The sequence below is a fragment of the Alkalibacterium putridalgicola genome (assembly GCF_040959045.1).
In the GTDB taxonomy this organism is placed as follows: Bacteria; Bacillota; Bacilli; order Lactobacillales; family Carnobacteriaceae_A; genus Alkalibacterium; species Alkalibacterium putridalgicola.
In genome coordinates, this window is the sequence record NZ_CP162615.1 from 158892 (window position 1) to 182214 (window position 23323).

General features: G+C 44.1%; 26 protein-coding genes and 1 other annotated feature. Of the genes, 22 read left to right on the forward strand and 4 right to left on the reverse strand.

Annotated elements, in window-relative coordinates; genetic code table 11:
• Nucleotides 1–89 precede the first annotated feature (89 nt).
• Both AB4027_RS00850 and AB4027_RS00855 read right to left on the reverse strand, forming a co-directional pair.
• Complete coding sequence (locus AB4027_RS00850) at nt 90–389, reverse strand: HesB/YadR/YfhF family protein (RefSeq protein WP_091489356.1); 300 nt, start codon at nt 387–389, stop codon at nt 90–92.
• Nucleotides 390–462: 73 nt separating this feature from the next.
• Entirely contained in the window at nt 463–1578 is a 1116-nt protein-coding gene (locus AB4027_RS00855; protein WP_368645603.1) for an NADH-dependent flavin oxidoreductase, read from the reverse strand.
• A 494-nt stretch (nt 1579–2072) separates the two neighbouring features.
• Here AB4027_RS00855 and AB4027_RS00860 point away from each other — a divergent pair, with 494 nt between their 5' ends.
• From AB4027_RS00860 to AB4027_RS00910, 11 genes are all read left to right on the forward strand, one after another.
• A complete protein-coding gene (locus AB4027_RS00860) occupies nt 2073–3179 on the forward strand; it encodes an ABC transporter ATP-binding protein (protein ID WP_368645604.1) in 1107 nt (368 codons plus the stop codon).
• Between the two features lie 182 nt (nt 3180–3361).
• Complete coding sequence (dut, locus tag AB4027_RS00865) at nt 3362–3859, forward strand: dUTP diphosphatase (protein WP_368645605.1); 498 nt, start codon at nt 3362–3364, stop codon at nt 3857–3859.
• A gap of 117 nt (nt 3860–3976) precedes the next feature.
• Nucleotides 3977–5347: a DNA repair protein RadA gene (radA, locus tag AB4027_RS00870; RefSeq protein ID WP_091489350.1), complete on the forward strand. Its 1371-nt coding sequence runs from the start codon at nt 3977–3979 to the stop codon at nt 5345–5347.
• Between the two features lie 86 nt (nt 5348–5433).
• Nucleotides 5434–6549, forward strand: coding sequence for a PIN/TRAM domain-containing protein (locus tag AB4027_RS00875; RefSeq protein ID WP_091489349.1), 1116 nt, complete (start codon nt 5434–5436; stop codon nt 6547–6549).
• Nucleotides 6542–7240, forward strand: a complete 699-nt coding sequence (locus AB4027_RS00880; RefSeq protein WP_368645606.1) for a 2-C-methyl-D-erythritol 4-phosphate cytidylyltransferase — start codon at nt 6542–6544, stop codon at nt 7238–7240. Before AB4027_RS00875 ends, AB4027_RS00880 begins: the two co-directional genes overlap by 8 nt.
• Before the next feature lie 115 nt (nt 7241–7355).
• A complete protein-coding gene (gltX, locus tag AB4027_RS00885; protein ID WP_368645607.1) occupies nt 7356–8834 on the forward strand; it encodes a glutamate--tRNA ligase in 1479 nt (492 codons plus the stop codon).
• A 137-nt stretch (nt 8835–8971) separates the two neighbouring features.
• On the forward strand, nt 8972–10381 hold the full coding sequence (gene cysS, locus AB4027_RS00890) for a cysteine--tRNA ligase (protein WP_368645608.1): 1410 nt from the start codon (nt 8972–8974) through the stop codon (nt 10379–10381).
• Between the two features lies 1 nt (nt 10382).
• On the forward strand, nt 10383–10799 hold the full coding sequence (locus tag AB4027_RS00895) for a Mini-ribonuclease 3 (RefSeq protein ID WP_368645609.1): 417 nt from the start codon (nt 10383–10385) through the stop codon (nt 10797–10799).
• Between the two features lie 94 nt (nt 10800–10893).
• Complete coding sequence (rlmB, locus tag AB4027_RS00900; RefSeq protein ID WP_368646392.1) at nt 10894–11619, forward strand: 23S rRNA (guanosine(2251)-2'-O)-methyltransferase RlmB; 726 nt, start codon at nt 10894–10896, stop codon at nt 11617–11619.
• A 35-nt stretch (nt 11620–11654) separates the two neighbouring features.
• Complete coding sequence (locus AB4027_RS00905; RefSeq protein ID WP_091489339.1) at nt 11655–12188, forward strand: NYN domain-containing protein; 534 nt, start codon at nt 11655–11657, stop codon at nt 12186–12188.
• Nucleotides 12189–12411: 223 nt separating this feature from the next.
• A complete protein-coding gene (locus AB4027_RS00910) occupies nt 12412–13044 on the forward strand; it encodes a sigma-70 family RNA polymerase sigma factor (RefSeq protein ID WP_091489338.1) in 633 nt (210 codons plus the stop codon).
• Nucleotides 13045–13137: 93 nt separating this feature from the next.
• On the opposite strand, the gene AB4027_RS00915 is transcribed toward AB4027_RS00910, so the two are convergent.
• Nucleotides 13138–13710: a Gx transporter family protein gene (locus AB4027_RS00915; RefSeq protein ID WP_368645610.1), complete on the reverse strand. Its 573-nt coding sequence runs from the start codon at nt 13708–13710 to the stop codon at nt 13138–13140.
• Nucleotides 13711–13885: 175 nt separating this feature from the next.
• Here AB4027_RS00915 and AB4027_RS00920 point away from each other — a divergent pair, with 175 nt between their 5' ends.
• The 11 genes from AB4027_RS00920 to AB4027_RS00970 all read left to right on the forward strand — a co-directional run bounded on the left by AB4027_RS00920 (nt 13886) and on the right by AB4027_RS00970 (nt 21843).
• Nucleotides 13886–14944 carry an FAD:protein FMN transferase gene (locus AB4027_RS00920; RefSeq protein ID WP_368645611.1) on the forward strand — a complete coding sequence of 353 codons (1059 nt, stop codon included), beginning with the start codon at nt 13886–13888 and terminating at the stop codon, nt 14942–14944.
• Nucleotides 14945–15029: 85 nt separating this feature from the next.
• Nucleotides 15030–15182, forward strand: coding sequence for a 50S ribosomal protein L33 (gene rpmG, locus AB4027_RS00925; protein WP_245751941.1), 153 nt, complete (start codon nt 15030–15032; stop codon nt 15180–15182).
• 34 nt (nt 15183–15216) lie between these two features.
• The gene (gene secE, locus AB4027_RS00930) at nt 15217–15393 is read left to right on the forward strand and encodes a preprotein translocase subunit SecE (RefSeq protein WP_091489360.1); all 177 of its coding nucleotides are present in this window, start codon (nt 15217–15219) and stop codon (nt 15391–15393) included.
• 140 nt (nt 15394–15533) lie between these two features.
• The gene (gene nusG, locus AB4027_RS00935) at nt 15534–16085 is read left to right on the forward strand and encodes a transcription termination/antitermination protein NusG (RefSeq protein WP_091489331.1); all 552 of its coding nucleotides are present in this window, start codon (nt 15534–15536) and stop codon (nt 16083–16085) included.
• 149 nt (nt 16086–16234) lie between these two features.
• A complete protein-coding gene (rplK, locus tag AB4027_RS00940; RefSeq protein ID WP_091489330.1) occupies nt 16235–16660 on the forward strand; it encodes a 50S ribosomal protein L11 in 426 nt (141 codons plus the stop codon).
• Between the two features lie 148 nt (nt 16661–16808).
• On the forward strand, nt 16809–17504 hold the full coding sequence (gene rplA / locus AB4027_RS00945; RefSeq protein WP_091489328.1) for a 50S ribosomal protein L1: 696 nt from the start codon (nt 16809–16811) through the stop codon (nt 17502–17504).
• A 105-nt stretch (nt 17505–17609) separates the two neighbouring features.
• Nucleotides 17610–17740: a sequence feature (ribosomal protein L10 leader region), on the forward strand.
• Nucleotides 17741–17805: 65 nt separating this feature from the next.
• On the forward strand, nt 17806–18312 hold the full coding sequence (rplJ, locus tag AB4027_RS00950; RefSeq protein WP_091489327.1) for a 50S ribosomal protein L10: 507 nt from the start codon (nt 17806–17808) through the stop codon (nt 18310–18312).
• An 88-nt stretch (nt 18313–18400) separates the two neighbouring features.
• Nucleotides 18401–18766, forward strand: a complete 366-nt coding sequence (rplL, locus tag AB4027_RS00955; RefSeq protein ID WP_091489325.1) for a 50S ribosomal protein L7/L12 — start codon at nt 18401–18403, stop codon at nt 18764–18766.
• A 201-nt stretch (nt 18767–18967) separates the two neighbouring features.
• Nucleotides 18968–20164: an FtsW/RodA/SpoVE family cell cycle protein gene (locus AB4027_RS00960; RefSeq protein ID WP_368645612.1), complete on the forward strand. Its 1197-nt coding sequence runs from the start codon at nt 18968–18970 to the stop codon at nt 20162–20164.
• 24 nt (nt 20165–20188) lie between these two features.
• Complete coding sequence (locus AB4027_RS00965; RefSeq protein ID WP_368645613.1) at nt 20189–21349, forward strand: FtsW/RodA/SpoVE family cell cycle protein; 1161 nt, start codon at nt 20189–20191, stop codon at nt 21347–21349.
• Between the two features lie 11 nt (nt 21350–21360).
• Nucleotides 21361–21843, forward strand: a complete 483-nt coding sequence (locus AB4027_RS00970) for an LURP-one-related/scramblase family protein (RefSeq protein WP_368645614.1) — start codon at nt 21361–21363, stop codon at nt 21841–21843.
• Between the two features lie 91 nt (nt 21844–21934).
• Here AB4027_RS00970 and AB4027_RS00975 read toward each other — a convergent pair whose 3' ends face one another.
• Nucleotides 21935–23164 (reverse strand): MFS transporter, encoded by a 1230-nt coding sequence (locus AB4027_RS00975; protein WP_368645615.1) that lies wholly within the window; start codon nt 23162–23164, stop codon nt 21935–21937.
• Nucleotides 23165–23323 lie beyond the last annotated feature (159 nt).

Genomic DNA, 23323 nt, shown 5'->3' on the forward strand with positions numbered 1-23323 from the left:
TTTTTGTCAGACGGCATAAAAAAAGAGCAGAAAGATTCTACTCTCAAAATGGTAGCCTGATTGCTGTTAAATAAAAAATGTGGTCGAAGCTATTCATTGCTTTCAAAGTGATAGATCGGTTCGTCTTTCTTTTCGTCATAATCTACAACTAAATCATATCTGCTGAAAAACCAGTCGTCTTCTGTACCGGCATAGTAAGTGATTCCGTTGATTTCAGTTTTCCCCAAGACCTCGTCGTCTGGATGCTCGACGCTCATACCTACTGAAAACCCATCATGGACTTCCGTCTTCCCGTAAGTTTTACCAAAAAAACGAATAGCGTCTCCAGAATCCAGAGCCATTTCATCTTCAAACCATTTAACCGCTTTGTCTGTTACTGTGATGTGCATAATCAAAATCCTTTCTTTACACTTTCTATATTAAGCATACCATTTATTTGTACTCTGAGCACAGGTTGATTTCTTATTCACGTATTGGGATCCACTTAGGAATTGAAATGAGAGTGTTCCATAAGGGGTCAGGGATATGGTAGGCTGACTTTTTAGATAGCCTCAACGTAGTTTGGATCGATTTTTCATCGTTATTCTCGACCTTTTGGACCCATTGTGGATCAATGATCAATGGCTTTCCTAACGCCACTAATTGTGAATAGTCCAAAGCCTTTTCAGCATCAGTCGGCATTTTGATCGCCCCCACACTTATAAGAGGGACTCTGCTATTGATATGTCTGCCAATCTGATAGGGAATCTGTTCTTTATAATTCCGAAAACCGACTAAAGATGGCTGATAATAATAATTGACAGAAAGGTGAAGATAGTCAATGTTTTCCCTGATCAATGCATCGACCAGAAAGAGCGTATCATGGAGTCGTATGCCAGGTGTTTCAACTTCTTCTGGGGAAAATCGGTACCCTAGAAGAAACGGTCTGTCAGCATATTCTTCGATTATGGACTGACAGTGTCTGACGACCTCAAGAGGAAAGTTCACCCTCTTTTCCATCGATCCTCCCCATTTATCGCTCCGCTGGTTGGAATGGGGTGAAAAGAACTGCTGAAGCAGATAGGTATTCGCTCCATGCAGCTCCACGCCATCAAATCCTGCCTCTATGGCTCTTCTGACGGCAGAACCGAACTGATGGATAAGTATATTTATACCACCCTCTGTGAGTTCTTTTGGCGTATCTGCCCATTTTCTCTCAGCGCGTACAGGAGAAGGGGATATAGGTTGTCTCCCGCCGTTATATTTTCGCTGGCTCATTCGTCCTCCATGATAGATTTGCAGGATCGGTTTAGCACCCTGAAGCTTTATTACTGTTGCCAATCTACTTAGTCCGTCAATGTGACTGTCTTTTGCAACACTCATACCATTGGGGAAAGCTTGTCCTTCTGATGAGATATAGGCACAGGCGGTTATCACTGCGCCTGGTCCATTTGATCGGACTAAATAATAGATAAGCTCGGCATCAGTGACATCGCCTTCTGTGGTACTTGAACTTGTCGTCATAGGAGCCATCAACACTCTGTTTTTTAATGTCAGTCCTTTTTTAATAGTAAAAGGATCCAAAAAAGTATAGGTCATTTAATTCCTCTCCGGTTTATCCTGAGTATAGGGATAAGGTCAATGTACTGGTTTTTTTACTGTATAAAAGTAAGTCGCTCTCCTTATTTTATAGGGAACGATGTGGGTTGTCAACGAAACTGAAACCATGATATGAACACAAAAGAGAGCGTTTGAAATGTTCATAGAAAGTCTATTCAAAGCTGTATCAAGCACTGCTGTAAAGCGGTAAAATCACCACTGATCAGTTATGAGAACTCATTGTGCTTCACCTTGAGCACCTATATCTGCCTTGTTGAATAAAATATATAGTCAGCCGAATATTCCAAAGGTTACGTTGATCAACGATTCGACCTCTTTCTCTTTGTCAACGTGCACAAAACGCTTCCATCATTTTTGTGCACGTTTACATAGGATTAGTAAACCGTTTTCAATATAATAAGAATTGTCAACTAAACAATGTTTGATTCAAAAAATAGAATCATAAACTCAAAAGAAGAAAGGTGTTTTTACTTATGGTAGAAATAGCAATGAAAAATATTTACAAACGTTATGATAACTCTGATGATTTCGCAGTATCTGATTTCGATATGCGCGTGAAAGACCGCGAATTTATCGTCTTCGTTGGACCTTCAGGTTGTGGTAAATCTACAACGCTTCGTATGATCGCTGGACTGGAAGAAATCACTGACGGTGAATTATGGATCGGTGACACAATGATGAACGACGTGGCTCCTAAAGACCGTGATATCGCGATGGTATTCCAGAACTACGCTTTGTACCCGCACATGACTGTTTTTGACAACATGGCTTTCGGATTGAAACTGCGTAAATACAAAAAAGATGAAATCAAAAAACGTGTTGATAATGCTGCAGACATTTTAGGTCTGACACCATTACTAGACCGTAAACCAGCGGCTCTATCTGGTGGACAGCGTCAGCGTGTAGCTTTAGGTCGTGCGATCGTTCGTGATGCTAAAGTGTTCCTGATGGATGAGCCTCTATCTAACTTGGATGCTAAACTTCGTGTAGCCATGCGTGCTGAGATCGCTAAACTGCACCAGCGCTTGAATACAACATCTATCTACGTTACCCATGACCAGACTGAAGCGATGACAATGGCTGACCGTATCGTTATCTTGAAAGACGGTTTCGTACAGCAGATCGGTTCACCTAAAGAAGTCTATGACTTCCCGGTCAACGTCTTCGTTGGTGGATTCATCGGATCACCTGCCATGAACTTCTTTGATGTTACGCTTGAAGGCAACCGTATCAATAACCATGATGGACTGGATATCGAAGTGCCTGAAGGAAAAATGAAATTATTACGTGACAAAGGATATGCCGACGGATCAAAACTGGTCTTTGGTATTCGTCCTGAAGATATCAAGAGCGAACAAGTTGCCTTGGAATCTTTCCCTAACTCAGTGGTCCGATCAAAAGTTACCGTTTCTGAGCTGTTAGGTGCTGAAACCATGCTTTATTCACAAATCGGAAGCACTGAATACATCGCGCGTGTTGATGCACGTGACTATCACAAACCGGGTGAAGATGTAGACTTGGCCTTTGATATGGGCAAATCACACTTCTTCGATCCAGAAACAACTAACGTTATCCGTTAATTCGAGATAACCTGGGTTGTATTAGAATAGCCCCCTTTTTTCCTCTCTGGTATACACTGTATACTCAGAGAGGTTTTTTATATTACTCATTTATGTTAAGCCGTTTTTAGTGTAAAATGGAAGTATTATAGTGTGCATTGAAAGGGGAGTTGATCTGCACGTTTTTCTGTGCAGAGCGTACAATGACTAGACTTAGAGGATTTGAAATTGTAACGAAGTATAAAGAAGCAGACCTGGTGCTGCCGAAACGGGCCACGAAAGGGTCAGCCGGGTATGATTTAACGGCTGCAGTAGATGTGGTTGTTCCCTCTGCATTCAAGGAATGGAAAGAAACAGATAAACGCGGTGAGAATCCGATGCGGTCGACGCTCATTCCGACAGGAGTGAAAGCCTATATGCCGGAAAATGAGTACTTGCTGCTGGCTAACCGGTCAAGCAACCCGATGAAACGTCAGCTGGCTGTTCCAAACGGCATAGGCGTCATTGATTCTGACTATTATGGGAATGCAGGAAATGAAGGTGAAATCTTTGTTCAGGTCATTAACTACGGGCTCGAAGATGTGACGATCGCTAAAGGAGAACGCATTGCTCAGGGCATCTTTTCCAGATATGAAGTCGTGGATGAGGAAGACCATGCCTTTGACAAGCGCATAGGTGGCTTCGGCTCTTCCGGCAGATAAGGAAGTAAAAAAGGCCGCTGGTAGAGCAATGAATCCTGTTCAGGCGTTGTGCAATGAAGAGAAATCAAGTAATGTCGATATTTTTACATCAAGTTGATAATTGAAGGAGTCTATGAATTGGCAAAAAAGAAAGCAACTGTATTTGTCTGTCAAAACTGCGGCTATGAATCTCCGAAATATTTAGGGAAATGTCCAAGCTGCGGCACCTGGAATCAGATGGTCGAAGAAAAACTGCCGGATAAATCCGACAGCCGAAGCCGTGTGACCATGTCGGGTAAAGCATCCAAGGCAGAACCTATTACAGACATAACCATAGAAAAAGAAGAGCGTGTAAAAACAAAAATGGTTGAATTCAACCGTGTCCTGGGTGGCGGCGTCGTACCCGGCTCACTCGTTCTGATCGGTGGAGATCCGGGTATAGGGAAATCCACGCTGCTCTTGCAGGTATCGGCACAGTTGAACCAGCAGGGCGGGAAAGTACTGTACGTTTCCGGTGAGGAAAGTACCGCCCAGATAAAAATGAGAGCGGAACGGCTGGAATTGCGCGGGACCGACTTTTATTTATATGCGGAGACTGAAGTGACTGCTATACAGGAAACGATCGAAACACTGAAACCGGATTATGTCATCATCGACTCGATCCAGACGATGCACCACGCAAATATCGACAGTGCTTCCGGAAGTGTATCTCAGGTAAGAGAATCGACGTCCACATTGATGCAGATAGCGAAGATGAACGAGATCGCTATTTTCATCGTCGGCCATGTGACCAAAGAAGGCGCGATCGCCGGTCCGAGAATGCTTGAGCACATGGTGGATACCGTGCTTTATTTTGAAGGTGAACAGCACCATACCTTCCGTATCCTGAGAGCCGTTAAGAACCGTTTCGGATCGACGAATGAGATCGGGATATTTGAGATGAAGAACGGTGGCCTCGAAGAAGTCCTTAACCCGTCACAGCTCTTTCTGGAGGAACGTCTAGCGGGAGCCACAGGATCGGCCGTCGTAGCCGCGATGGAAGGGACGCGACCGATGCTCGTTGAGATCCAGTCACTGATATCTCCAACCGTTTTCGGTAATGCAAAACGGACATCCAGCGGACTGGATTACTCGCGAGTTTCCCTGATCATGGCCGTGCTGGAAAAACGTGCCGGACTCCTGCTGCAGAATCAGGATGCTTACTTGAAAGCTGCAGGTGGCGTACGTCTGGATGAGCCGGCTATCGATTTATCCATCGCTATCAGCATCGCCTCCAGTTATAAAGAGAAAGAGACACGGCCAACGGACTGTTTCATAGGCGAAATCGGTCTGACGGGTGAAATAAGAAGTATTTCTAAAATCGAGCAGCGTGTCAAAGAAGCGGCTAAACTGGGGTTCAAGCGTATTTTTATTCCTAAAAACAATAAAGACGGCTGGGACATGCCCAAAAACATAGAAGTGATTGGATGTACCACGTTGTCTGAAGCGATAAAACGGGCTTTTTCGTAATGAAAAAGCCGGATTTATTCGTATTTATAACTCAGGTTGGTATACTGATAGAGTATAAAAACATATTAACGAAAAGGAGGGAGTAAATGGTAACGAAATTGATACTGCTTACGTTTACTTTAGTTGGTGGCAGTTTAGGTTATAATGTCTTCCCGGATTTGATAGCAAACTGGGAGGGTGCGCCTAGCTGGCTTTTGCATCCAATTATTGGCATGGTTTTAGGAGCAGCACTGTTTTACATGGGGGCTCTGGCAGCCGTTAAACCGATAGAAAAAGCTATTGCTAAGGTGGAAAAGATTTTCAGTGAAATGAGTATCTCTTATCTTATGTTCGGGAGCATTGGTGCGATTATTGGACTTATTCTTGCTTTATTATTTAGTTATGGTTTGAATGCTCTGAACATAATCTTCATAAGCGATGTGTTTCCATTCATATTAACAGTAGCTCTTGCCTACGGAGGGTTCCAGCTGGGGACGTCACGAAGAGAAGAGATCAGACGTCTCTTTACACCTAAGATCCCCGAGAAGGAGAACAGCGATGTTTTAGACCGAAAAGAAGGTGAAACCTTCCGCAAGTATAAAGTGCTGGACACGAGCACCATCATTGACGGACGCATCCTCGATGTTGTCAGAACAGGGTTTCTTGAAGGTGTACTCGTCGTGTCTCACTATGTACTCAAAGAATTGCAGTATATTGCAGATTCTTCAGATAGTCTGAAACGGGTAAGAGGGCGCCGCGGACTGGATATTCTAAACGCTCTGCAGAAAGAAAAAAGTATCGCGCTTGAGATGGATGACAGTGACATTCCTGAGACAGAAGAAGTCGATTTAAAACTAGTTCATCTAGCAAAAAAACTGGATGGTATGGTCATCACCAATGACTTTAATCTGAACAAAGTGGCTGAGTTCCAGAATGTATCTGTTCTGAATATCAACGAATTAGCCAATGCAGTCAAGCCTGTTGTGATACCGGGAGAAGCCATGCGGGTCATGATCGTGAAGCACGGTACCGAACGCAGCCAGGGAGTGGCTTATCTTGATGACGGCACAATGGTCGTTGTGGAGGAAGGCAAGCACCATGTCAATGAAATGGTCGATGTTGTGGTGACGAGTTCACTCCAGACCAATGCCGGACGTATGATTTTTGCCAAACTGGCGAATGACCAGAAATCACTGGATAACAGGAAAGATGCCAATGGCTGATCCCTATGAAGTCATACTCCTGGCTGCGGGATCGGCTAGGCGATTTCATCATCCGGAAAAATTGAACAAAGTCCTGATGCCTCTGGCAGACCGGCCTGTGTTCGATTATTCTTTCAGACTTTTCAATAAGGACACTGACTGCCGGAAAATATGGTTTGTCGTGAACGCTGTTAATCAGCCCCTCATCCAAGACTATCTGATCGACCTATACAAAGAGATGCCAGAAAAAATACAATGGGTCATCGGCGGCAGAGAAAGACAGGATAGTGTCGCACGTGCCCTGGCTCAAATGACTTGCACAGATCAAGGGAAAATCATGATCCATGATGCGGCCCGGCCGTTTGTAACAAGAAATCTTTTAATTGCTCTGCTAGAGGCGGGAAAAGCATCGCCTGCGGTCACGCTGGGCATACCAGCTAAAGATTCGATGAAAATCGTCAGAGACAAAAGGGTGGTTCGTTCGCTTTGCCGACCGGAAGTCTGGCATATTCAGACGCCGCAGCTGTTTGACTCCATAGTATTGAAACAGGCGGTGGATCAGGCCGAACAGGAGCATTTTTATGGCAATGAAGAAACTGAGCTCGTCGAGCGTGCAGGTTATCCAGTCAAAGTCATTTCGGGGTCGGACGATAATTTCAAACTGACCACAGCCTTTGATTATCAGATGGCGCGCATGCTTAAGGAAAGCTGAGACCGATCATATAGTATTTGCCGGTTCTAGTGGAAGAATCTGCGAAATAATGGTAAGTTTATACTACTGCGACAATGAAAAACATTTGAAGTAAAACAATAAGGAGCGTTCAATTATGACAGAAAAAGTTCGTGTACGTTACGCACCGAGTCCGACTGGACATTTACACATCGGGAATGCGCGTACGGCGTTATTCAATTATTTATTTGCCCGTCATCACGGCGGAGATTTCATCATCCGTATCGAGGATACCGATCAGAAAAGACATGTAGAAACTGGAGAAACAAGCCAGTTGAACAACTTGAAATGGCTAGGCATCGACTGGGATGAAAGTTCAGACGTAGGCGGACCATACGGACCTTACCGTCAGTCCGAACGTAAAGACATCTATGATCCCCTGGTGGACCAGCTTTTAGCCAGCAATAATGCCTACAAGTGTTACTGTACCAGTGAAGAACTGGAAGCCGAACGTGAAGCGCAGCGTGCCCGTGGCGAAATGCCTCATTACAGCGGGAAATGTGCCAATCTTTCTGCGGCTGAACAGAAAGCCAAACAGGAAGAAGGCATCACACCGGTCGTTCGTTTCCGTATTCCTAAAGGGTCCACGTATACGTTCGATGACATGGTGAAAGGGAACATATCCTTTGAAGCTGATTCGATCGGCGGCGACTGGGTGATCCGCAAGCGTGACGGTATGCCGACCTATAACTTTGCCGTAACGGTGGATGATCATTACATGAAGATCTCTCACGTATTGAGAGGCGATGATCATATCGCTAACACACCAAAACAGATGATGATCTATGACGCATTCGAGTGGAAAGCTCCGCGTTTCGGACACATGACACTGATCATCAACGCCGAAACGGGTAAAAAGCTGAGCAAGCGTGACGAAACGATCCTGCAGTTTATCGAACAGTACCGCGAACTGGGCTACATGCCAGAAGCTTTATTCAACTTTATTACCCTGCTGGGCTGGTCTCCAGTTGGGGAAGACGAATTGTTCTCCAAAGAAGAATTCGTTGAGATGTTCGATCACAACCGTCTGGGTACGTCACCAGCTGCTTTTGATGCAAGCAAACTGGAATGGATCAGCAATCAGTACATGAAAAACATGGATACAGGTGAACTGACGTTGAGAGCGATCCCGCATTTAGTTGAAGCGGGTTATGTCGAAGCCAATCCTTCAGAAGAAAAAAGTGAATGGATCAAAAAACTGATCGGTCTGTATCAGGAACAAATGAGCTATGCGGCACAAATCACACAGCTCGCCGGTTTATTCTTTGAAGATAAACTGGACTGGTCAGACGGAGCACAGGACGTGCTGAAAGGCGAAACCGTACCGACTGTACTGGACGCCTTTACTGAGCAGCTGAAAACGGTCGAACCGTTTGAAGCAGGCGAAATAAAAAAAGCCATCAAGGCTGTTCAGAAAGAAACGGGGATCAAAGGCAAGAATCTCTTCATGCCTATCCGTGTGGCCGTTTCAGGGCAGGAACATGGGCCTCAGTTAAACGACACAATTGAATTGCTGGGAAGAGAAAAAGCGATTGCCAATATCAATAAAGCACAAGATTTGATCAAATCCTTTTAAGGCATAAGCTGTTAAGAAAGGCCATGAAGCCATGCAACCCGAACTTTCTTTCAACCGGTTGTGTGGCTTTTCTTTTTGACGGATTCTGAGCAGTCAGAAGTCCGGAACTCGTTTACAGAAGAAGGGAGTCGCGCAAGATGATACACATTTACAATACACTGACACGAAAAAAAGAAACCTTCGTACCCTTGGAAGAAGGAAAAGTGAAAATGTATGTCTGTGGGCCGACGGTCTATAACTACATTCATATAGGAAACGCTAGAAGTACCGTTGCGTTCGATACGGTACGGCGCTATTTCACGTATAGAGGGTACGACGTCGATTACGTCTCCAACTTCACAGACGTGGATGACAAAATCATCCGAGCCGCGAAAGAGCTGGGTCAGACGGCTCCGGAAGTGGCAGACACGTTCATTGAAGCCTTCTACGCGGACACGCTGGCGCTGGAAGTGAAAAAACCGACCCATGCGCCGCGCGTCATGGAGAATATCCCGGAGATCATTGCGTTTGTTGAAGCGCTTATAGACAACGGCTATGCCTATGAATCAGAGGGCGATGTGTACTACCGTACCCGTCGTTTTGAAAAGTACGGAAACCTGAGCCGGATCTCTCTGGATGATCTGGAACTGGGTGCAAGTAACCGGGTAGGCGACGAGATGGATAAAAAAGAAGACCCGCTGGACTTTGCCTTATGGAAAGCAGCCAAAGAAGGCGAAATCAGCTGGGAATCCCCTTGGGGTAAAGGCAGACCGGGCTGGCACATCGAGTGTTCAGTGATGGCGACGAAATACCTGGGCGACACCATCGACATCCACGCCGGAGGTCAGGATCTGGCGTTCCCGCATCACGAGAATGAAATTGCCCAGACAGAAGCCAAGACCCACAAGACCTTTGCGAATTACTGGATGCACAACGGCTTTGTCACGATGAATGAAGAGAAGATGAGCAAGTCCATCGGGAATGTGGTCCTGGTGAAAGATCTGCGTGAAAAGCATGATCCGAAGGCGCTGAGATTCTTCATGTCCACCGCTCACTATCGTCGTCCGATCAATTACTCGGTGGATGCGATAGAAGAAGCCAAGACTAATTTAAACCGCATCGAGACATCCTATTTTAATGCGTCTCGTCGTCTGGAACAGGCAGAAACAGCGCTTGACTCGGACAGCGAAAAAATGGATCAGCTGGAAGCATTTAAAGAGGAATTTATCCGTCACATGGATGATGACTTTCAGACACAAAACGGCATCACCGTCGTCTATGATTTGGTACGTTTCCTCAACCGTTATCTCGAAGAGCCGGAAGTTTCACGGGTCGTTTTAGAGTTTGCCATGCAGCTGATCGAAGAATTCATGTATGTTTTTGGTATAACGATCGAAGCAGCGAATGATCTTTTGGACGATGACATCGAAAAACTGATCGAAGAACGGGAAACAGCGCGGAAAGAACGCCAATTCCAGCGTGCAGATGAAATCAGGGATCTACTGAAAGAAAAAAATATCATTTTAGAAGATACGCCTCAGGGTTTACGCTGGAAACGGGGAGAATAGGATGAACCGGACGGTCGACCCGAAACAGCTGAATGGTCTGGCGCTCGCTTACATGGGAGATGCCGTATACGAACAGGCGGTGAGAGAACACCTTATTTATTCCGGTAAAACAAAGCCGAACCGACTACACGTCTCTGCGACCGGCTATGTCTCGGCGAAAGCCCAGTCTTTTCTGATAGGAAAAATGATTGACCAGGAAATATTGACCGAAGAGGAATTGGATTACTATAAACGCGGACGCAATGCCAAGAGTTATTCGAAAGCCAAGAACGCAGACTCAAAGACCTATAGTCAGTCCACGGGCTTTGAATCGCTGATCGGTTTTCTTTACCTGACTGGTGAAGCAGACCGTCTGCAGGAACTGATCAGCTGGTGTATCGAAAAAATCGAAGAAACTGAAAAAATCAAAGAACTGTAAAGAGGAAGGAGATGTCAACATGGCAATAAAAAAACGAAACAATAATGAAAAACCGAAACACGACAATAATGAATCGACCATCACCGATGATGAAATGGTCTATGGCAGAAATCCGGTCCTGGAAACACTCCGGTCCGAACGGGACGTGAACAAGCTGTTCGTTCAGGACGGTCTGACTGATAATAAGATCAATAAAGTGGTCAGCGAAGCAAAAAAACGCAAAGTCCAGCTGTCCTTTGTACCTAAAACAAAACTGGACAATCTGTCTGATGGCGGCAATCACCAGGGCCTCGTTTTGGCTGCCAGTCCGGTGAACTATGCCACCCTCGATGAGCTGTTCGAAAAAGCCGAGGAGAAAAACGAAGCACCTTTCTTCCTGCTGCTGGATGGGATCGAGGACCCGCATAATCTGGGATCGATCCTGAGATCTGCCGATGCCAGCGGGGTACACGGTGTGATCATCCCTAAACGCCGCGCAGTAGGGTTGACCTCTACTGTAGCAAAAGCCTCTGCCGGAGCGATCGAACATGTCCTGGTAGCCCGTGTGACCAACATGGCGCAGACCATCGATGAACTGAAAGACCGTGGTCTCTGGATCTTCGGGACTGATATGAAAGGCAAAGACTACCGTTACTGGGATGTCGCGTCTCCAGTCGGTTTAGTCATCGGGAGTGAAGGTAAAGGGATGTCACGCCTGGTGAAAGAGAAAGTGGATGAAACCCTGTCAATCCCGATGGTCGGGGATGTCCAGAGCCTGAACGCCGGTGTGGCTTCAGGGCTTCTAATGTACGAAGTATTCAGAAAACGCAACGCTTTATAAAATCATAATAAAAAACTTGAAAGGAGGGGAGTTAAGTGAAAAAAGAACTGCTGTACGTGGATGGCTATAATATGATCGGAGCCTGGCCTGAACTGGTGAAGCTGAAGCGGCTGGATAAAATGGCAGATGCACGGGATCTTCTCCTGCATGAGCTCTCAAACTATGCCAAGTATGAAGGGATCGAGATACGCATCGTTTTTGACGCCCAGCTGGTCCCCGGTATCGCTCAGCGCTATGACAAGTACGAGGTCGCGGTCATCTTTACAAGTGAAGGGGAAACAGCCGACAGCTACATCGAAAAGGCTATCGGGGATGAAAACCTCCTCGTCACGCACGTCCAGGTCGCCACGTCGGATCTGGCAGAACAGTGGCTGATCTTCCAACGCGGCGCCACACGTAAATCCGCCAATGAACTTTACAAAGACGTCAAGCGGACAAAGAAGAACATCGCCCTGGACAGTACGCTGTACCGCATGCAGAACCGGTCACGTAACTCCCCTCTGAAAGATAAGGATCTAAAGAACCTCCAGTCGCTGTATTATAATATGGTGAAAAAACAGGATAAGTAAAATACAGTGTAAAACATGCGTAGGGCTGATGAATCCTGTCAGTCTTACGCATGTTTTATATATATATTTATTAGAATTCACTCACAAACAAAATAAAAATAATGACTTTTTAATTTAAAAGTAAGTATAATTAAATGAAACGCTTTCAAAGGATACATCACCAGAAACTATAAATGTACTGTTCTGTTATTGTTAGACACAATAAACAGAAGGAGAAGAAAGGATGCAGTTATATACAGAAAAAGAAGAGACGAAAGAAAGGAAAGAAACGAAAGTATATAAGGATGTAAGTGACCCGATCGTCGACAGCATGATCATTCGGATCCAGTCAGGAGACTCTTCACTTTTTCCGGATCTTCTGGAACGTAGTGAAGCCTTGTTAAGAAAGTCAACGTACCGGCGCTTTATCAAAGGCTATGAACGGGATGATCTATATCAGGAAGCCTGCTTGATTTTAGTGGAATCTGTAGAAAAATATGAACTAGATAGAGGGATGAGTTTTAATCAGTATGTCTGCTTGAATCTGGATAATCACTTCAATCGCCTGATCAGAAAGAGTAACGCATTAAAACGAAAGTCTTATAAAGAGGCCTTATCACTGGAAAGTGTGCTGGAAGAAAACGGCTATCAGCTGGCCGGTCCATCCAAAACTATTCAACCAGAAGATAAACCAATAGTGAATGAAACCATGGAAGAATACATAAACTATTTGTCTTCTTTCGAAAAAGAAGTATGTCTTTGCTGCTTTTTAGGTTACTCTTTTGAAAAAATCGCCGTAGACCTGGAGTGCACGAAAGAGAAAGTCATGAATGCCAAACATCGCTGTACTGAAAAGTACCGCAAACATTTCATGTGATGGCTAAGAATAGAGCAAACATTTATATAACTTCGTATTCATTGAATAGTTTCTGTCTAAACAAAAAAAGCCTCTCCGGGCTTTTTTTGTTTACTATGATAAGCTCTCATTCAGCTTTTTTCTGAATTCAGGGCTTTTTTTTTCATCGTTCTCCTGCCGGAAGCGCTGGATGGTGGAGACTTTTTCCATCAAAAAGTTGGCGGCGATCCCGATGGCGATCCCAGACAGGATCCCCATAGAAGATAATATCGGGAGATACAGAAGCACCGTCCAGGTCTGGGCAATAGAGCTGGCTACGAGGAGCTGTCCCAGGTTATGGAGGATACCGCCAGTCGCGCTGACCCCGATGATGCTGACACGTTTACCTCCTGCAAACTTGACGAACAACATGCCGAAGTAACTGAGCAGGGCACCGGCTGTACTGTAAAGGAAGGTCGACAGTGTCCCCCCCAGCAGAGTGGTCATCAACAGGCGCATCCACACCACTTTGAAACTGTCTTTAAACGGCAGGGTGTAGATGGCGACAATAATTATTAAGTTGGCGATTCCAAGCTTTGCCCCAGGTGCAAAAGCAAAGGGGAAGGGAATACTGCGTTCGATCAGACCCAAGATGACAGCCTGAGCTGAGAGCAGCGATATATAGATCATTTTTTGTGTGCGGTTCATAAGAAAATCCTTCTCTTCTAGGCTTAGTTGTACTAGTTATAGTTTGCCACAAATGGAGTCAGTTAGCTATCATCATTAAAAAAATATTATACCAAATCTTATCTTGTGAAAACATAGACAGGATAGCACTTTTGTTGTAATATGTACAGAGAAAATGAATGGAAGGATAATGAGAATGAGAAAGCGCAGTAAACTGCCTTTAACTTTAATGAGTATCCCTTTAGCTACAGTGTTTTTAACTGGTTGTGAAGAAGGGGACCCACGAGGGCTGGCTGAGAATCCGATCGAACGAACAGAGTTTCTACTTGGCACAGTCGCTAATATAAAAGTATTTAATGAAGGTGAAGAGGAGGCTTTGGATCTTGCCTTTGAAAAAGTCACCGAACTGGATGAATGGTTTGCAAAAGAAAAAGAAGATTCACAGATATCAGAAGTGAATCGTCAAGCTGGTATAAAGCCTGTAAAAGTATCGGAGGAAGTCTTTCATGTTATGGAAAGGGCTCTTTACTATGCCGAAGTATCAGATGGTAAATTTGATCCGACTATCGGTGCAATGACCAGTTTATGGAATATCGGGCAGGAAGATGCAGCAGTACCCGAAGAAGAAAAACTGGAGAATGTTCTAGATGTCGTCGACTATAATTTAGTTGAACTGAATGAAGAAGAACAGACGATATATCTTGAGGAAAAGGGAATGGAATTAGATCTTGGGGCCATTGCGAAAGGTTATATTACAGATGAAGCGGCCCGTATATTAGTTGAAGAAGGTGTCAATACGGCTATTGTGGATCTGGGTGGCGATATCGTGGTCGTCGGAAACAGTACCCGTGGAGAAAGTGAGCCGTGGCGCGTTGGGATCCAGGATCCTTTTGATGATCGCGGCGATATCATGGGAATGGTTGAACTGGTAGACTCTGCTATCGTTACATCTGGCATCTATGAACGAAACTTTGAAGAAGATGGTAAATCCTACCATCATATACTCAATCCTGAAACGGGCTATCCTTTTGAAAACAATATCTCCGGCATCAGTATCATTTCAGATAACGCAATGGATGGCGATGCGATAGCGACCGCTGCTTTTGCAATGGGCGTAGAAGAGGGTCTCGACTATATCAATGAGATGCCCGATGTGGATGTTATCTATGTTACAAAAGACAAGAAAGTATTTACTTCTGACAACCTCACTCACAAGGTCGAAATCACTGATGAAATGTTTGAACTGGTCGAATAGACTGATTTGACAGGCTTTGGTATAGATGTTAAAGTTAATAGGATACTGATCAACTTAAGATATGGAACGTAAGAAGCGAGGAAAAATAATGAAGAAAAAATTAGCATTAGCTTGTACAGAGTGCGGGTCACGCAACTACACGAAAGATGTAGGCGACAAAGTCCGTACAGAACGTCTTGAAATAAAAAAATATTGCCGTTACTGTAAAAAACATACATTACACAGGGAAACAAAATAATATGAACGAAGTGAAAGTGGAAGGAGCAGCCCACATGAGTAAAGTTAAGACATTCTTAGGCGAAGTGAAACACGAGCTGAAAGAAACGACCTGGCCGACAAAAGAAGCCATGCGTAAAAATACACTGACTGTATTTGGTGTCATGGCATTCTTTGGAGTATTCTTTTATGCTGTCGATTCAGTCATTACCTTTTTATTGAATTTAGTATGACAAAACATAAAATCAGTAGAATTTACTAGACCTTCGTGCTATACTACAGTACGAGAACCGATGGAAAACCTTCTCTTTCACAGTGTGTAAAGAAGGTTTTTTTAGTACGAAAAAATAAGACTAAAAAAAAGGAGTTCAAAATGGAAGAATTAGAGAGTTCAAAAGCGTGGTACGTGCTGCAGACGTATTCAGGTTATGAAAATAAAGTAAAACAAAATCTGGAATCACGTGCACAAAGTATGAAAATGGAAGATAACATCCTGCAGGTGCTGATACCGGAAGAAGAAAAAACCACTGAAAAAGACGGCAAGTCAAAAACCGAGATGGAAAAAACGTTCCCGGGATATGTCTTAGTGGAAATGATCATGTCAGATGAAGCCTGGTACATCGTCAGAAACACACCGGGCGTGACCGGATTTGTCGGCTCGCACGGCGCGGGAAGCAAACCGTCTCCGCTTCTGCCGGATGAAGTGGATCAGATCCTCCGCAGCATGGGAATCAATCCGCGTAAAGTGGAAATGGACCTTGAGTTAGGCGAACGTATCCAGATCACTGATGGCGCCTTTGCCGGGATGGAAGGTAATGTCACTGCTCTTGAAACCGAAAAAGGTAAAATCAAAGCATCGATCGAAATGTTCGGGAGAGAAACGACAGCTGAACTGGATTACAATCAGATCTCAAAAATCGATTAAATAACACCTTGCATTCCCAATTAAAATATGGTAATATTTGTCAGTGCGCCTTATACACATCCGTAGTGTGAGGTGTAGTAACATAGTGGGAGAGGAAAATTGAAACCTCATTTAACCACTCACGGACACAAATCAAGGAGGTATGTCTCGTGGCAAAAAAAGTAGTTAATGTCGTGAAATTGCAAATACCTGCAGGGAAAGCTAACCCAGCACCCCCAGTAGGACCTGCATTAGGACAAGCTCAAGTAAACATTATGGGATTCTGTAAAGAGTTTAATGCTCGTACAGCTGACCAGGCAGGGATGATCATTCCTGTAGTTATTTCTGTTTATGAAGACCGTTCATTCACATTTATCACTAAAACACCACCTGCAGCAGTATTGCTTAAAAAAGCAGCTGGCGTTGAGTCTGGTTCAGGCGAACCAAACACTAAAAAAGTGGCAACTGTAACAAGCGATCAAGTAAGAGAAATTGCTGAAACAAAAATGGAAGACCTAAACGCAGCTAGTGTTGAAGCAGCAATGCGCATGGTCGAAGGTACAGCTCGCAGTATGGGATTCACTGTCAAAGGTTAATTTGACGATCACATTGCTTGCTGACTCCGCATCCAGTCATTCGAGGCCACTCGACGTGATCACCAATGGTAACTGACTGATCAGTCCATTGCGTGCGGAGATCAAGTGGGAGGTCAAACCGTTAATACCACAATAAGGAGGAAAAATAATGGCGAAAAAGAGTAAAAAATTCTTAGCTGCTTTGGAAAAAGTAGACAGAGAAAACAAATACGATGCAACTGAAGCATTAGAATTAGTTAAAGAAATCGACTACGCTAATTTCGACGCAAGTGTTGAAGTAGCTTACAGACTTGGTGTCGATCCTAAACAAGCAGACCAGCAGCTGCGTGGCGCAATGGTATTGCCGCACGGTACTGGTAAATCTCAGACAGTGATTGTTTTCGCAAAAGGCGATGCTGCTAAAGCTGCTGAAGAAGCAGGCGCAGACTTCGTTGGCGACAGCGATCTTGTAGAAAAAGTTCAAGGTGGATGGTTAGACTTCGACGTCGTCGTTGCTGCACCAGACATGATGGCTGAAGTAGGTAAATTGGGCCGTGTCTTAGGACCTAAAGGTTTAATGCCTAACCCTAAAACAGGTACCGTTACACCAGATGTAGCTAAAGCTGTTAACGACATCAAAGCCGGTCAAGTCACTTACCGTGTCGACCGTCAGTCAAATGTACACGTGCCGATCGGTAAAGTATCATTTGAAACTGAAAAACTTAAAGAGAACTTGGCTGCTTTACACGATGTTATCGTAAAAGCTAAACCAGCAAGCTCTAAAGGTGTTTACATCAAAAACATGGCAGTAGCAAGCACGTTCGGCCCTGGTGTTAAAGTAGACCCAACAACAGTTGCTAAATAAAAAAAGTTGAAATTTCTCTTGACCTGCAGGGTATAGCTTGCTATACTTATGCAGGTTAAGGAAATAACTTAAATTAAATATGCATTGATGAATGATGGTGATAGATTCTATTACCGGATAATACCGAAGACAGTATGTGGCTCACGCCTTAATATCATACCGAGGACACATGTGATTACATTAATCAACTATGATCCCTCTATGTCTACGGTGACATGGGGTTTTTTTATGCGATAAATTCTTTTTGGATGTAAGTATAAGGGGAAATCCTCATTTCAATCGATCAGGAGGTGAAACATCAATGAGTAAAGCAAATGTCATTGCAAAAAAACAAGAAGTGGTCAATGATATTACGAAGAAATTTCAAGACGCAGAAGCTGTCGTAGTCGTTGACTACCGTGGTTTGACAGTGGAACAAGTCACTGAATTACGTAAACAATTACGTGATGCAGGAATTGAAATGCGCGTATTGAAAAACACTATGCTTCGTCGTGCTGCAGAAGCAGCTGATTTGTCAGATTTAGTAGATGTCTTCAAAGGACCTACTGCTGTAGCATTCAGTAACGAAGAAGTTGTTGCCCCTGCAAAAATTATTGCAGAATTCGCTAAAGATGCAGAAGCTTTAGAAATTAAAGGTGGCGTATTGGAAGGTAAAGTTGCAAGTGTTGAACAAATCAACAAAATTGCTACACTACCAAGCCGCGACGGCCTACTTTCAATGCTATTATCTGTACTTCAGGCACCTGTTCGAAACACAGCCTTGGCAATCAAAGCTGTTGCAGAGAAAAAAGAAGAAGAAGCTGCGTAAAGCAGTCGATTCAACTGACTTACTGCTATACAGTCGTATGGCAAGCTGAAACTAAACTAATTTAAATTACAAATGGAGGAAAACAAAAATGGCATTAGATATTGAAAAAATCATTGCTGACTTGAAAGAGTCAACTGTCGTAGAATTAAACGACTTAGTAAGTGCGATCGAAGAAGAATTCGGTGTAGAAGCTGCAGCTCCAGTTGCAGCAGCAGGAGCTGGCGCAGCTGCAGAAGCAGAACAAACAGAATTTACTGTTGAATTAACAAGCGCAGGTTCAGCAAAAATCAAAGTTATCAAAGCAGTTCGTGAAGCTACAGGTCTTGGCTTGAAAGAAGCTAAAGCTTTAGTAGACGGCGCACCAGCACCAGTTAAAGAAAATGTTTCTAAAGAAGAAGCAGAAGAATTAAAAGGTAAATTAGAAGAAGCTGGCGCTTCTGTAGAAGTTAAATAATTTAATTTAACTTAAACACATTGAATCCCTTTGCTGTAAAGAGTATCTTTATAGCAAAGGGGTTTTTTTGTTCTACACTTTTGTGTCAATTTGGTTATAACGTATGAATTAGACCGAATATCTGATAAAATGTGTCATTGAATGGGATCTTCCCTATAGGCTTACCAGAATTCTATGTTTACTTAAGAAAGGGAGAAATAAATGAACAACGATAAATATCCTCAACGTATAGACTATGGCATTATTTTATCAGTGATGCTGCTCGCCATCATCAGCATCGTATCGCTCTATTCAACGACCGTACTGATCCAGGATGCCTCGCTTGGCATGACACTTAGACAAATCATGTGGTATGGGTTAGGCACGATCGCCATGCTGGTATTGATGCAGTTCGATTCGGAACAGTTATGGAAGATGACCACATACTTATACATTTTAGGCATCATCGTGCTGATACTAACGCTTCTTATATACGATCGGAACCTGGCGATGCGTACGGGTGGGAAATCCTGGATACGACTTGGACCACTTGGGACCATTCAGCCGTCGGAGTTCGTCAAGATCCCGTATATCCTTATGCTGGCTAAAGCAGTAACCAAGCACAACAGTACCTATAAAATCAGAGATTATTCAAGTGATTTTCTATTGATGGGAAAACTGCTGTTGTATTCAGCATTGCCTATCCTGCTTGTTTTTATGCAGAACGATCTGGGGACGGGGCTGGTGTATATCGCGATCCTGATCGGAGTAGTGCTGCTTTCAGGCATCAAGTGGCAGATCCTGCTTCCCATCTTCCTGACCATATCGACCATCGGTGTCACGCTCATCTTATTAGCTGTATATAATCAGGAGTTTCTTTTAAATACAGGGCTTTTCAGTCCATATCAGTTTGCCCGGATCAATACTTGGCTGAGGCCTCATGAAGGATCGACGGATGCAACGTATCAGGTGACACAGGCCTTTAAGTCTATCGGCTCAGGCGGTGTGTTCGGTAAAGGTTTCGGCGTAAGTGAAGTTTATGTCCCTGTCAGAGAATCTGATATGATTTTTGCCACGATCGGTGAAAACTTTGGCTTTGCCGGCGGTTCATTCCTGATCTTCACTTACTTTGTCCTGGTCTATCATATGATAAAGGTCGTTTATGATACAAAAAATGAATTTTATGCGTATATCGCTACTGGCGTTATTATGATGATAGCCTTCCACGTATTGGAAAATATCGGAATGAATATCGGCCTGCTTCCTGTGACAGGTATTCCGCTGCCTTTTATTTCGCAGGGAGGATCCTCTCTTTTAGGTAACATGATGGGGATCGGCCTGATCATGTCCATGCGTTTTCATCATAAATCATACTTCTTCTCGGGCGAAGGGGAAGACTTTCATCCGGGAACGTCATAAAATGTGCAGAAGAGGAATGAGACGATGATAAAAGACAGATTGAAACATGTAGATAAATATTTAGTCGTACCCTATCTTGCGCTGACGCTGTTCAGCATCATCATGATCTACAGTGCGAGCAGCTATAGCGCACTGAATGACTATGGGAATCCGCACTATTACCTGCCGAGACAGATTATATTCGTAGGGATGTCATATGTCTTGTTTCTTCTGGCGCTGTTTTTTCCGCTGAAAATCTTGAAAAACAAGAAATATGTTATGATCGGTATCTTGATCACTGCCCTTTCCCTTGGTTTTTTACTATTGTTCGGAAGGGAAATCAATGGCGCGAAAGGCTGGATAGAAACGCCGCTGTTCAATATTCAGCCAGCTGAATTTACTAAATTCACTGTGATCTGGTATCTGGCTTATATCTTGTCGAAGAAGCAGAAAATAATAACTGAGAATTTCTTCAATGCTATCGTTGCGCCTATAGGCTTAGTGAGCCTGATCGTGCTTATGATCTATGTCCAGCCGGATACAGGCTCGGCATTCATCATCGTTCTGATCGGAACTGTCACGATTTTTGCGAGCGGTGTTTCTCCTAAATTGGGCACCGGCTTCGGATTAATCGGCGTAACTTCTCTACTGGGGCTCACTCAGCTGATCAAAGTGTACGGAACACGTTTGTTTTTTCTTAATGAAAATCGCTATAGACGATTTCAAGGGTTCTGGGATCCGTTTCAGCTAGCTGAAGGAGCCGGTCTACAGCTCGTCAATTCCTACTATGCTTTGAGCCGAGGCGGTCTGCTTGGTGTAGGCTTCGGAAACAGTGTGCAGAAAACAGGCTACCTACCGTTTCCTTATACAGATTTTATCGTCGCGATTATTGGAGAAGAATTCGGGCTGCTTGGCATTACGATCTTTTTATTCGTCTTTGCCTTGATGGTGTCACGCATGATCCTGACTGCGATCCGTTCAAAGAGTGCCTTTAATTCGATATTGAGTATCGGCGTAGCCGCGATGTTCCTCATCCAGTCGATGGTCAATCTGATGGGCGTGGTAGGTCTGATGCCCATTACGGGAGTCACTTTCCCGTTCATCAGTTATGGCGGGTCCAGCTTGATGGTGCTTTCGGTTTCTTTAGGTCTGGTCGCCAATGTTTCTGCCCGTGTCAATTATCAGCGTGCTCAATCACAACTCTAGGAGGAACGTCTATGCGTTTATATATCAAACAGAAAGTCTGGTCGTTTAAAGACCGCTTTTCAATAAAGGATGATGTTGAGCGAGATAGGTACTATGTCGAAGGGGAATTCTTCTCTTTTGCAAAAAAACTAAGGCTCTTTAATAAAGATAATGAAGAACAGCTTTACATCGAACAATCCTTATGGAGGTTTCTGCCTGAATACAACCTCTATGAGAAAGGGGAAAAAGTAGCTACTGTTAAAAAAGACTTTACCCTTTTCAAAAATAATTATACGATTTTAGGCCCCGACTGGCATATTGAAGGCTCCGTTATGGCGCATGATTATATGATCAAAGAAGGCGATAAAGTGATCGCGGACATCAATAAAAAGTGGCTGTCATGGGGAGATACTTACGAAATAAACATACATGACGAACAGTATGTTTCCCTGCTGCTGGGGATCGTCGTCGTCATCGACGCTGTTATTGCACAGGAAAACCCTCCCGGTCAGTAGAATAAAGTAAAGAGTCAGGGACATTTTTGAATGTCCCTGACTCTTTAGATTTCAACTGCATCGACTCGCAGGTTTATGGGCGGCCAGGATGTCAGGTTCGCTTTGGTGCATGCTTTTGAGCAATGAACAGCAGTGGGATGTTGACTGCGATGAAAATCAGAGCGATCGTGAAAGCCAGGACATAAGAACCGGTAAAGTCATAGGCATAACCGACAAGCGTCATCGACAAGGCGGCACCGATCCCTGCTGAAAAAGAGAGGATCGGATAAATCCGGACGTACAGCTCTTTTCCAAAAAACTCAGTTGTTAATAACGGTAAGGCGACAGCCGGAACTGTAAAGACCGTGCCGAATAAGAAAGCAGAAAAGATGAGTAAATACGTGTTTGACAGCGTCAGCAGCATAACGATGCTGACAGCCGTCAATACCAGCATAATAACACTGGCTTTAACGATTCCGACAGTATCACTTAACGAGCCGATAATGAGCTTGAATGTGATATTGCCGATCATCACAGCAGACAGGAGGACGCCGCCTATCTGTTCAGAAAGAAAGTTGGATTCTGCGTATCCGGGCAAATGCTGGGATATGCCTGCGATAGATGTATGGGTAAACGCAATGATGAAAATCAGTATGAAAGCTATATTCGTATAAGAGAAAGTGGTCCAGTTGGGCTGCTTGATCAGGCGCTGCCTGGATTCTTTTGCTTCATCGTAGCCGTAAGGAAGCAGGCCTTCGTCTTTCGGGTCCAGTTCATAACGATAAAGGATAGCCGGCAGGGCAAGGGCGATCATAATCAGACCCATCACGACAAAGGAATACTCCCATCCCAAAGCATTGATCAGTGCTGTGAAAACAGGTGAGAAGATAGCGCCCGCAATACCGGTAGAACCAAAGGAGAGGCTCATGGCAAATCCTTTTTTCTCTTCAAACCAGTTATTAATGATCATCGATAAAGGGATCATGGCGTACAGACCCGCACCGATGCCGCGAATCATGCCCAGAATATAAAAAACCCACAGCTGAGTCGTGAATGCCATTGCCATGGTGGATAAAGAAGCAAGAGTGACACCTGCGATCAAGACCTTTTTCCAGCCGTAACGATAAAGTAACGTAGTAAAGAACAAAGAGATCACGGCTAAAGCAACAGAAGCCAGAGTGGCATGAAGAGCGAACGACCCACGATAAATATTCAAATCCTGAGCAACCGGTGTGTAGAAAACCCCTATCACATTCATTGTAAGGCCGACTGCACTGGCGGACATACCGCAGGCGATCGCGAGCACCAGCCAGTGTTTCAACGTTCTTGACGGATCATTCATTATGTGTAACCTCTTTCAAAATATGTTAAATCTAGTATACAAGTTCGCCCTCTTCTAAGTAAAGGATAATTATTAAAACACGCCGTTAAATTAAGTCTTGCTTTTAAAGGAGGCACTTGGTAAACTAAGTGCAAGCAAAATTCCTTTAATTCTATCCCG

What these genes read in the sequence shown, in the direction of transcription:
- AB4027_RS00850 (WP_091489356.1), bottom strand. Translation starts at nt 389, where the DNA reads ATGCACATCACAGTAACAGACAAAGCGGTTAAATGGTTTGAAGATGAA.
- AB4027_RS00855 (WP_368645603.1), bottom strand. Translation starts at nt 1,578, where the DNA reads ATGACCTATACTTTTTTGGATCCTTTTACTATTAAAAAAGGACTGACA.
- AB4027_RS00860 (WP_368645604.1), top strand. Translation starts at nt 2,073, where the DNA reads ATGGTAGAAATAGCAATGAAAAATATTTACAAACGTTATGATAACTCT.
- dut (WP_368645605.1), top strand. Translation starts at nt 3,362, where the DNA reads ATGACTAGACTTAGAGGATTTGAAATTGTAACGAAGTATAAAGAAGCA.
- AB4027_RS00875 (WP_091489349.1), top strand. Translation starts at nt 5,434, where the DNA reads ATGGTAACGAAATTGATACTGCTTACGTTTACTTTAGTTGGTGGCAGT.
- AB4027_RS00880 (WP_368645606.1), top strand. Translation starts at nt 6,542, where the DNA reads ATGGCTGATCCCTATGAAGTCATACTCCTGGCTGCGGGATCGGCTAGG.
- gltX (WP_368645607.1), top strand. Translation starts at nt 7,356, where the DNA reads ATGACAGAAAAAGTTCGTGTACGTTACGCACCGAGTCCGACTGGACAT.
- cysS (WP_368645608.1), top strand. Translation starts at nt 8,972, where the DNA reads ATGATACACATTTACAATACACTGACACGAAAAAAAGAAACCTTCGTA.
- AB4027_RS00895 (WP_368645609.1), top strand. Translation starts at nt 10,383, where the DNA reads ATGAACCGGACGGTCGACCCGAAACAGCTGAATGGTCTGGCGCTCGCT.
- rlmB (WP_368646392.1), top strand. Translation starts at nt 10,894, where the DNA reads ATGGTCTATGGCAGAAATCCGGTCCTGGAAACACTCCGGTCCGAACGG.
- AB4027_RS00910 (WP_091489338.1), top strand. Translation starts at nt 12,412, where the DNA reads ATGCAGTTATATACAGAAAAAGAAGAGACGAAAGAAAGGAAAGAAACG.
- AB4027_RS00915 (WP_368645610.1), bottom strand. Translation starts at nt 13,710, where the DNA reads ATGAACCGCACACAAAAAATGATCTATATATCGCTGCTCTCAGCTCAG.
- AB4027_RS00920 (WP_368645611.1), top strand. Translation starts at nt 13,886, where the DNA reads ATGAGAAAGCGCAGTAAACTGCCTTTAACTTTAATGAGTATCCCTTTA.
- secE (WP_091489360.1), top strand. Translation starts at nt 15,217, where the DNA reads ATGAGTAAAGTTAAGACATTCTTAGGCGAAGTGAAACACGAGCTGAAA.
- nusG (WP_091489331.1), top strand. Translation starts at nt 15,534, where the DNA reads ATGGAAGAATTAGAGAGTTCAAAAGCGTGGTACGTGCTGCAGACGTAT.
- rplA (WP_091489328.1), top strand. Translation starts at nt 16,809, where the DNA reads ATGGCGAAAAAGAGTAAAAAATTCTTAGCTGCTTTGGAAAAAGTAGAC.
- rplJ (WP_091489327.1), top strand. Translation starts at nt 17,806, where the DNA reads ATGAGTAAAGCAAATGTCATTGCAAAAAAACAAGAAGTGGTCAATGAT.
- rplL (WP_091489325.1), top strand. Translation starts at nt 18,401, where the DNA reads ATGGCATTAGATATTGAAAAAATCATTGCTGACTTGAAAGAGTCAACT.
- AB4027_RS00960 (WP_368645612.1), top strand. Translation starts at nt 18,968, where the DNA reads ATGAACAACGATAAATATCCTCAACGTATAGACTATGGCATTATTTTA.
- AB4027_RS00965 (WP_368645613.1), top strand. Translation starts at nt 20,189, where the DNA reads ATGATAAAAGACAGATTGAAACATGTAGATAAATATTTAGTCGTACCC.
- AB4027_RS00970 (WP_368645614.1), top strand. Translation starts at nt 21,361, where the DNA reads ATGCGTTTATATATCAAACAGAAAGTCTGGTCGTTTAAAGACCGCTTT.
- AB4027_RS00975 (WP_368645615.1), bottom strand. Translation starts at nt 23,164, where the DNA reads ATGAATGATCCGTCAAGAACGTTGAAACACTGGCTGGTGCTCGCGATC.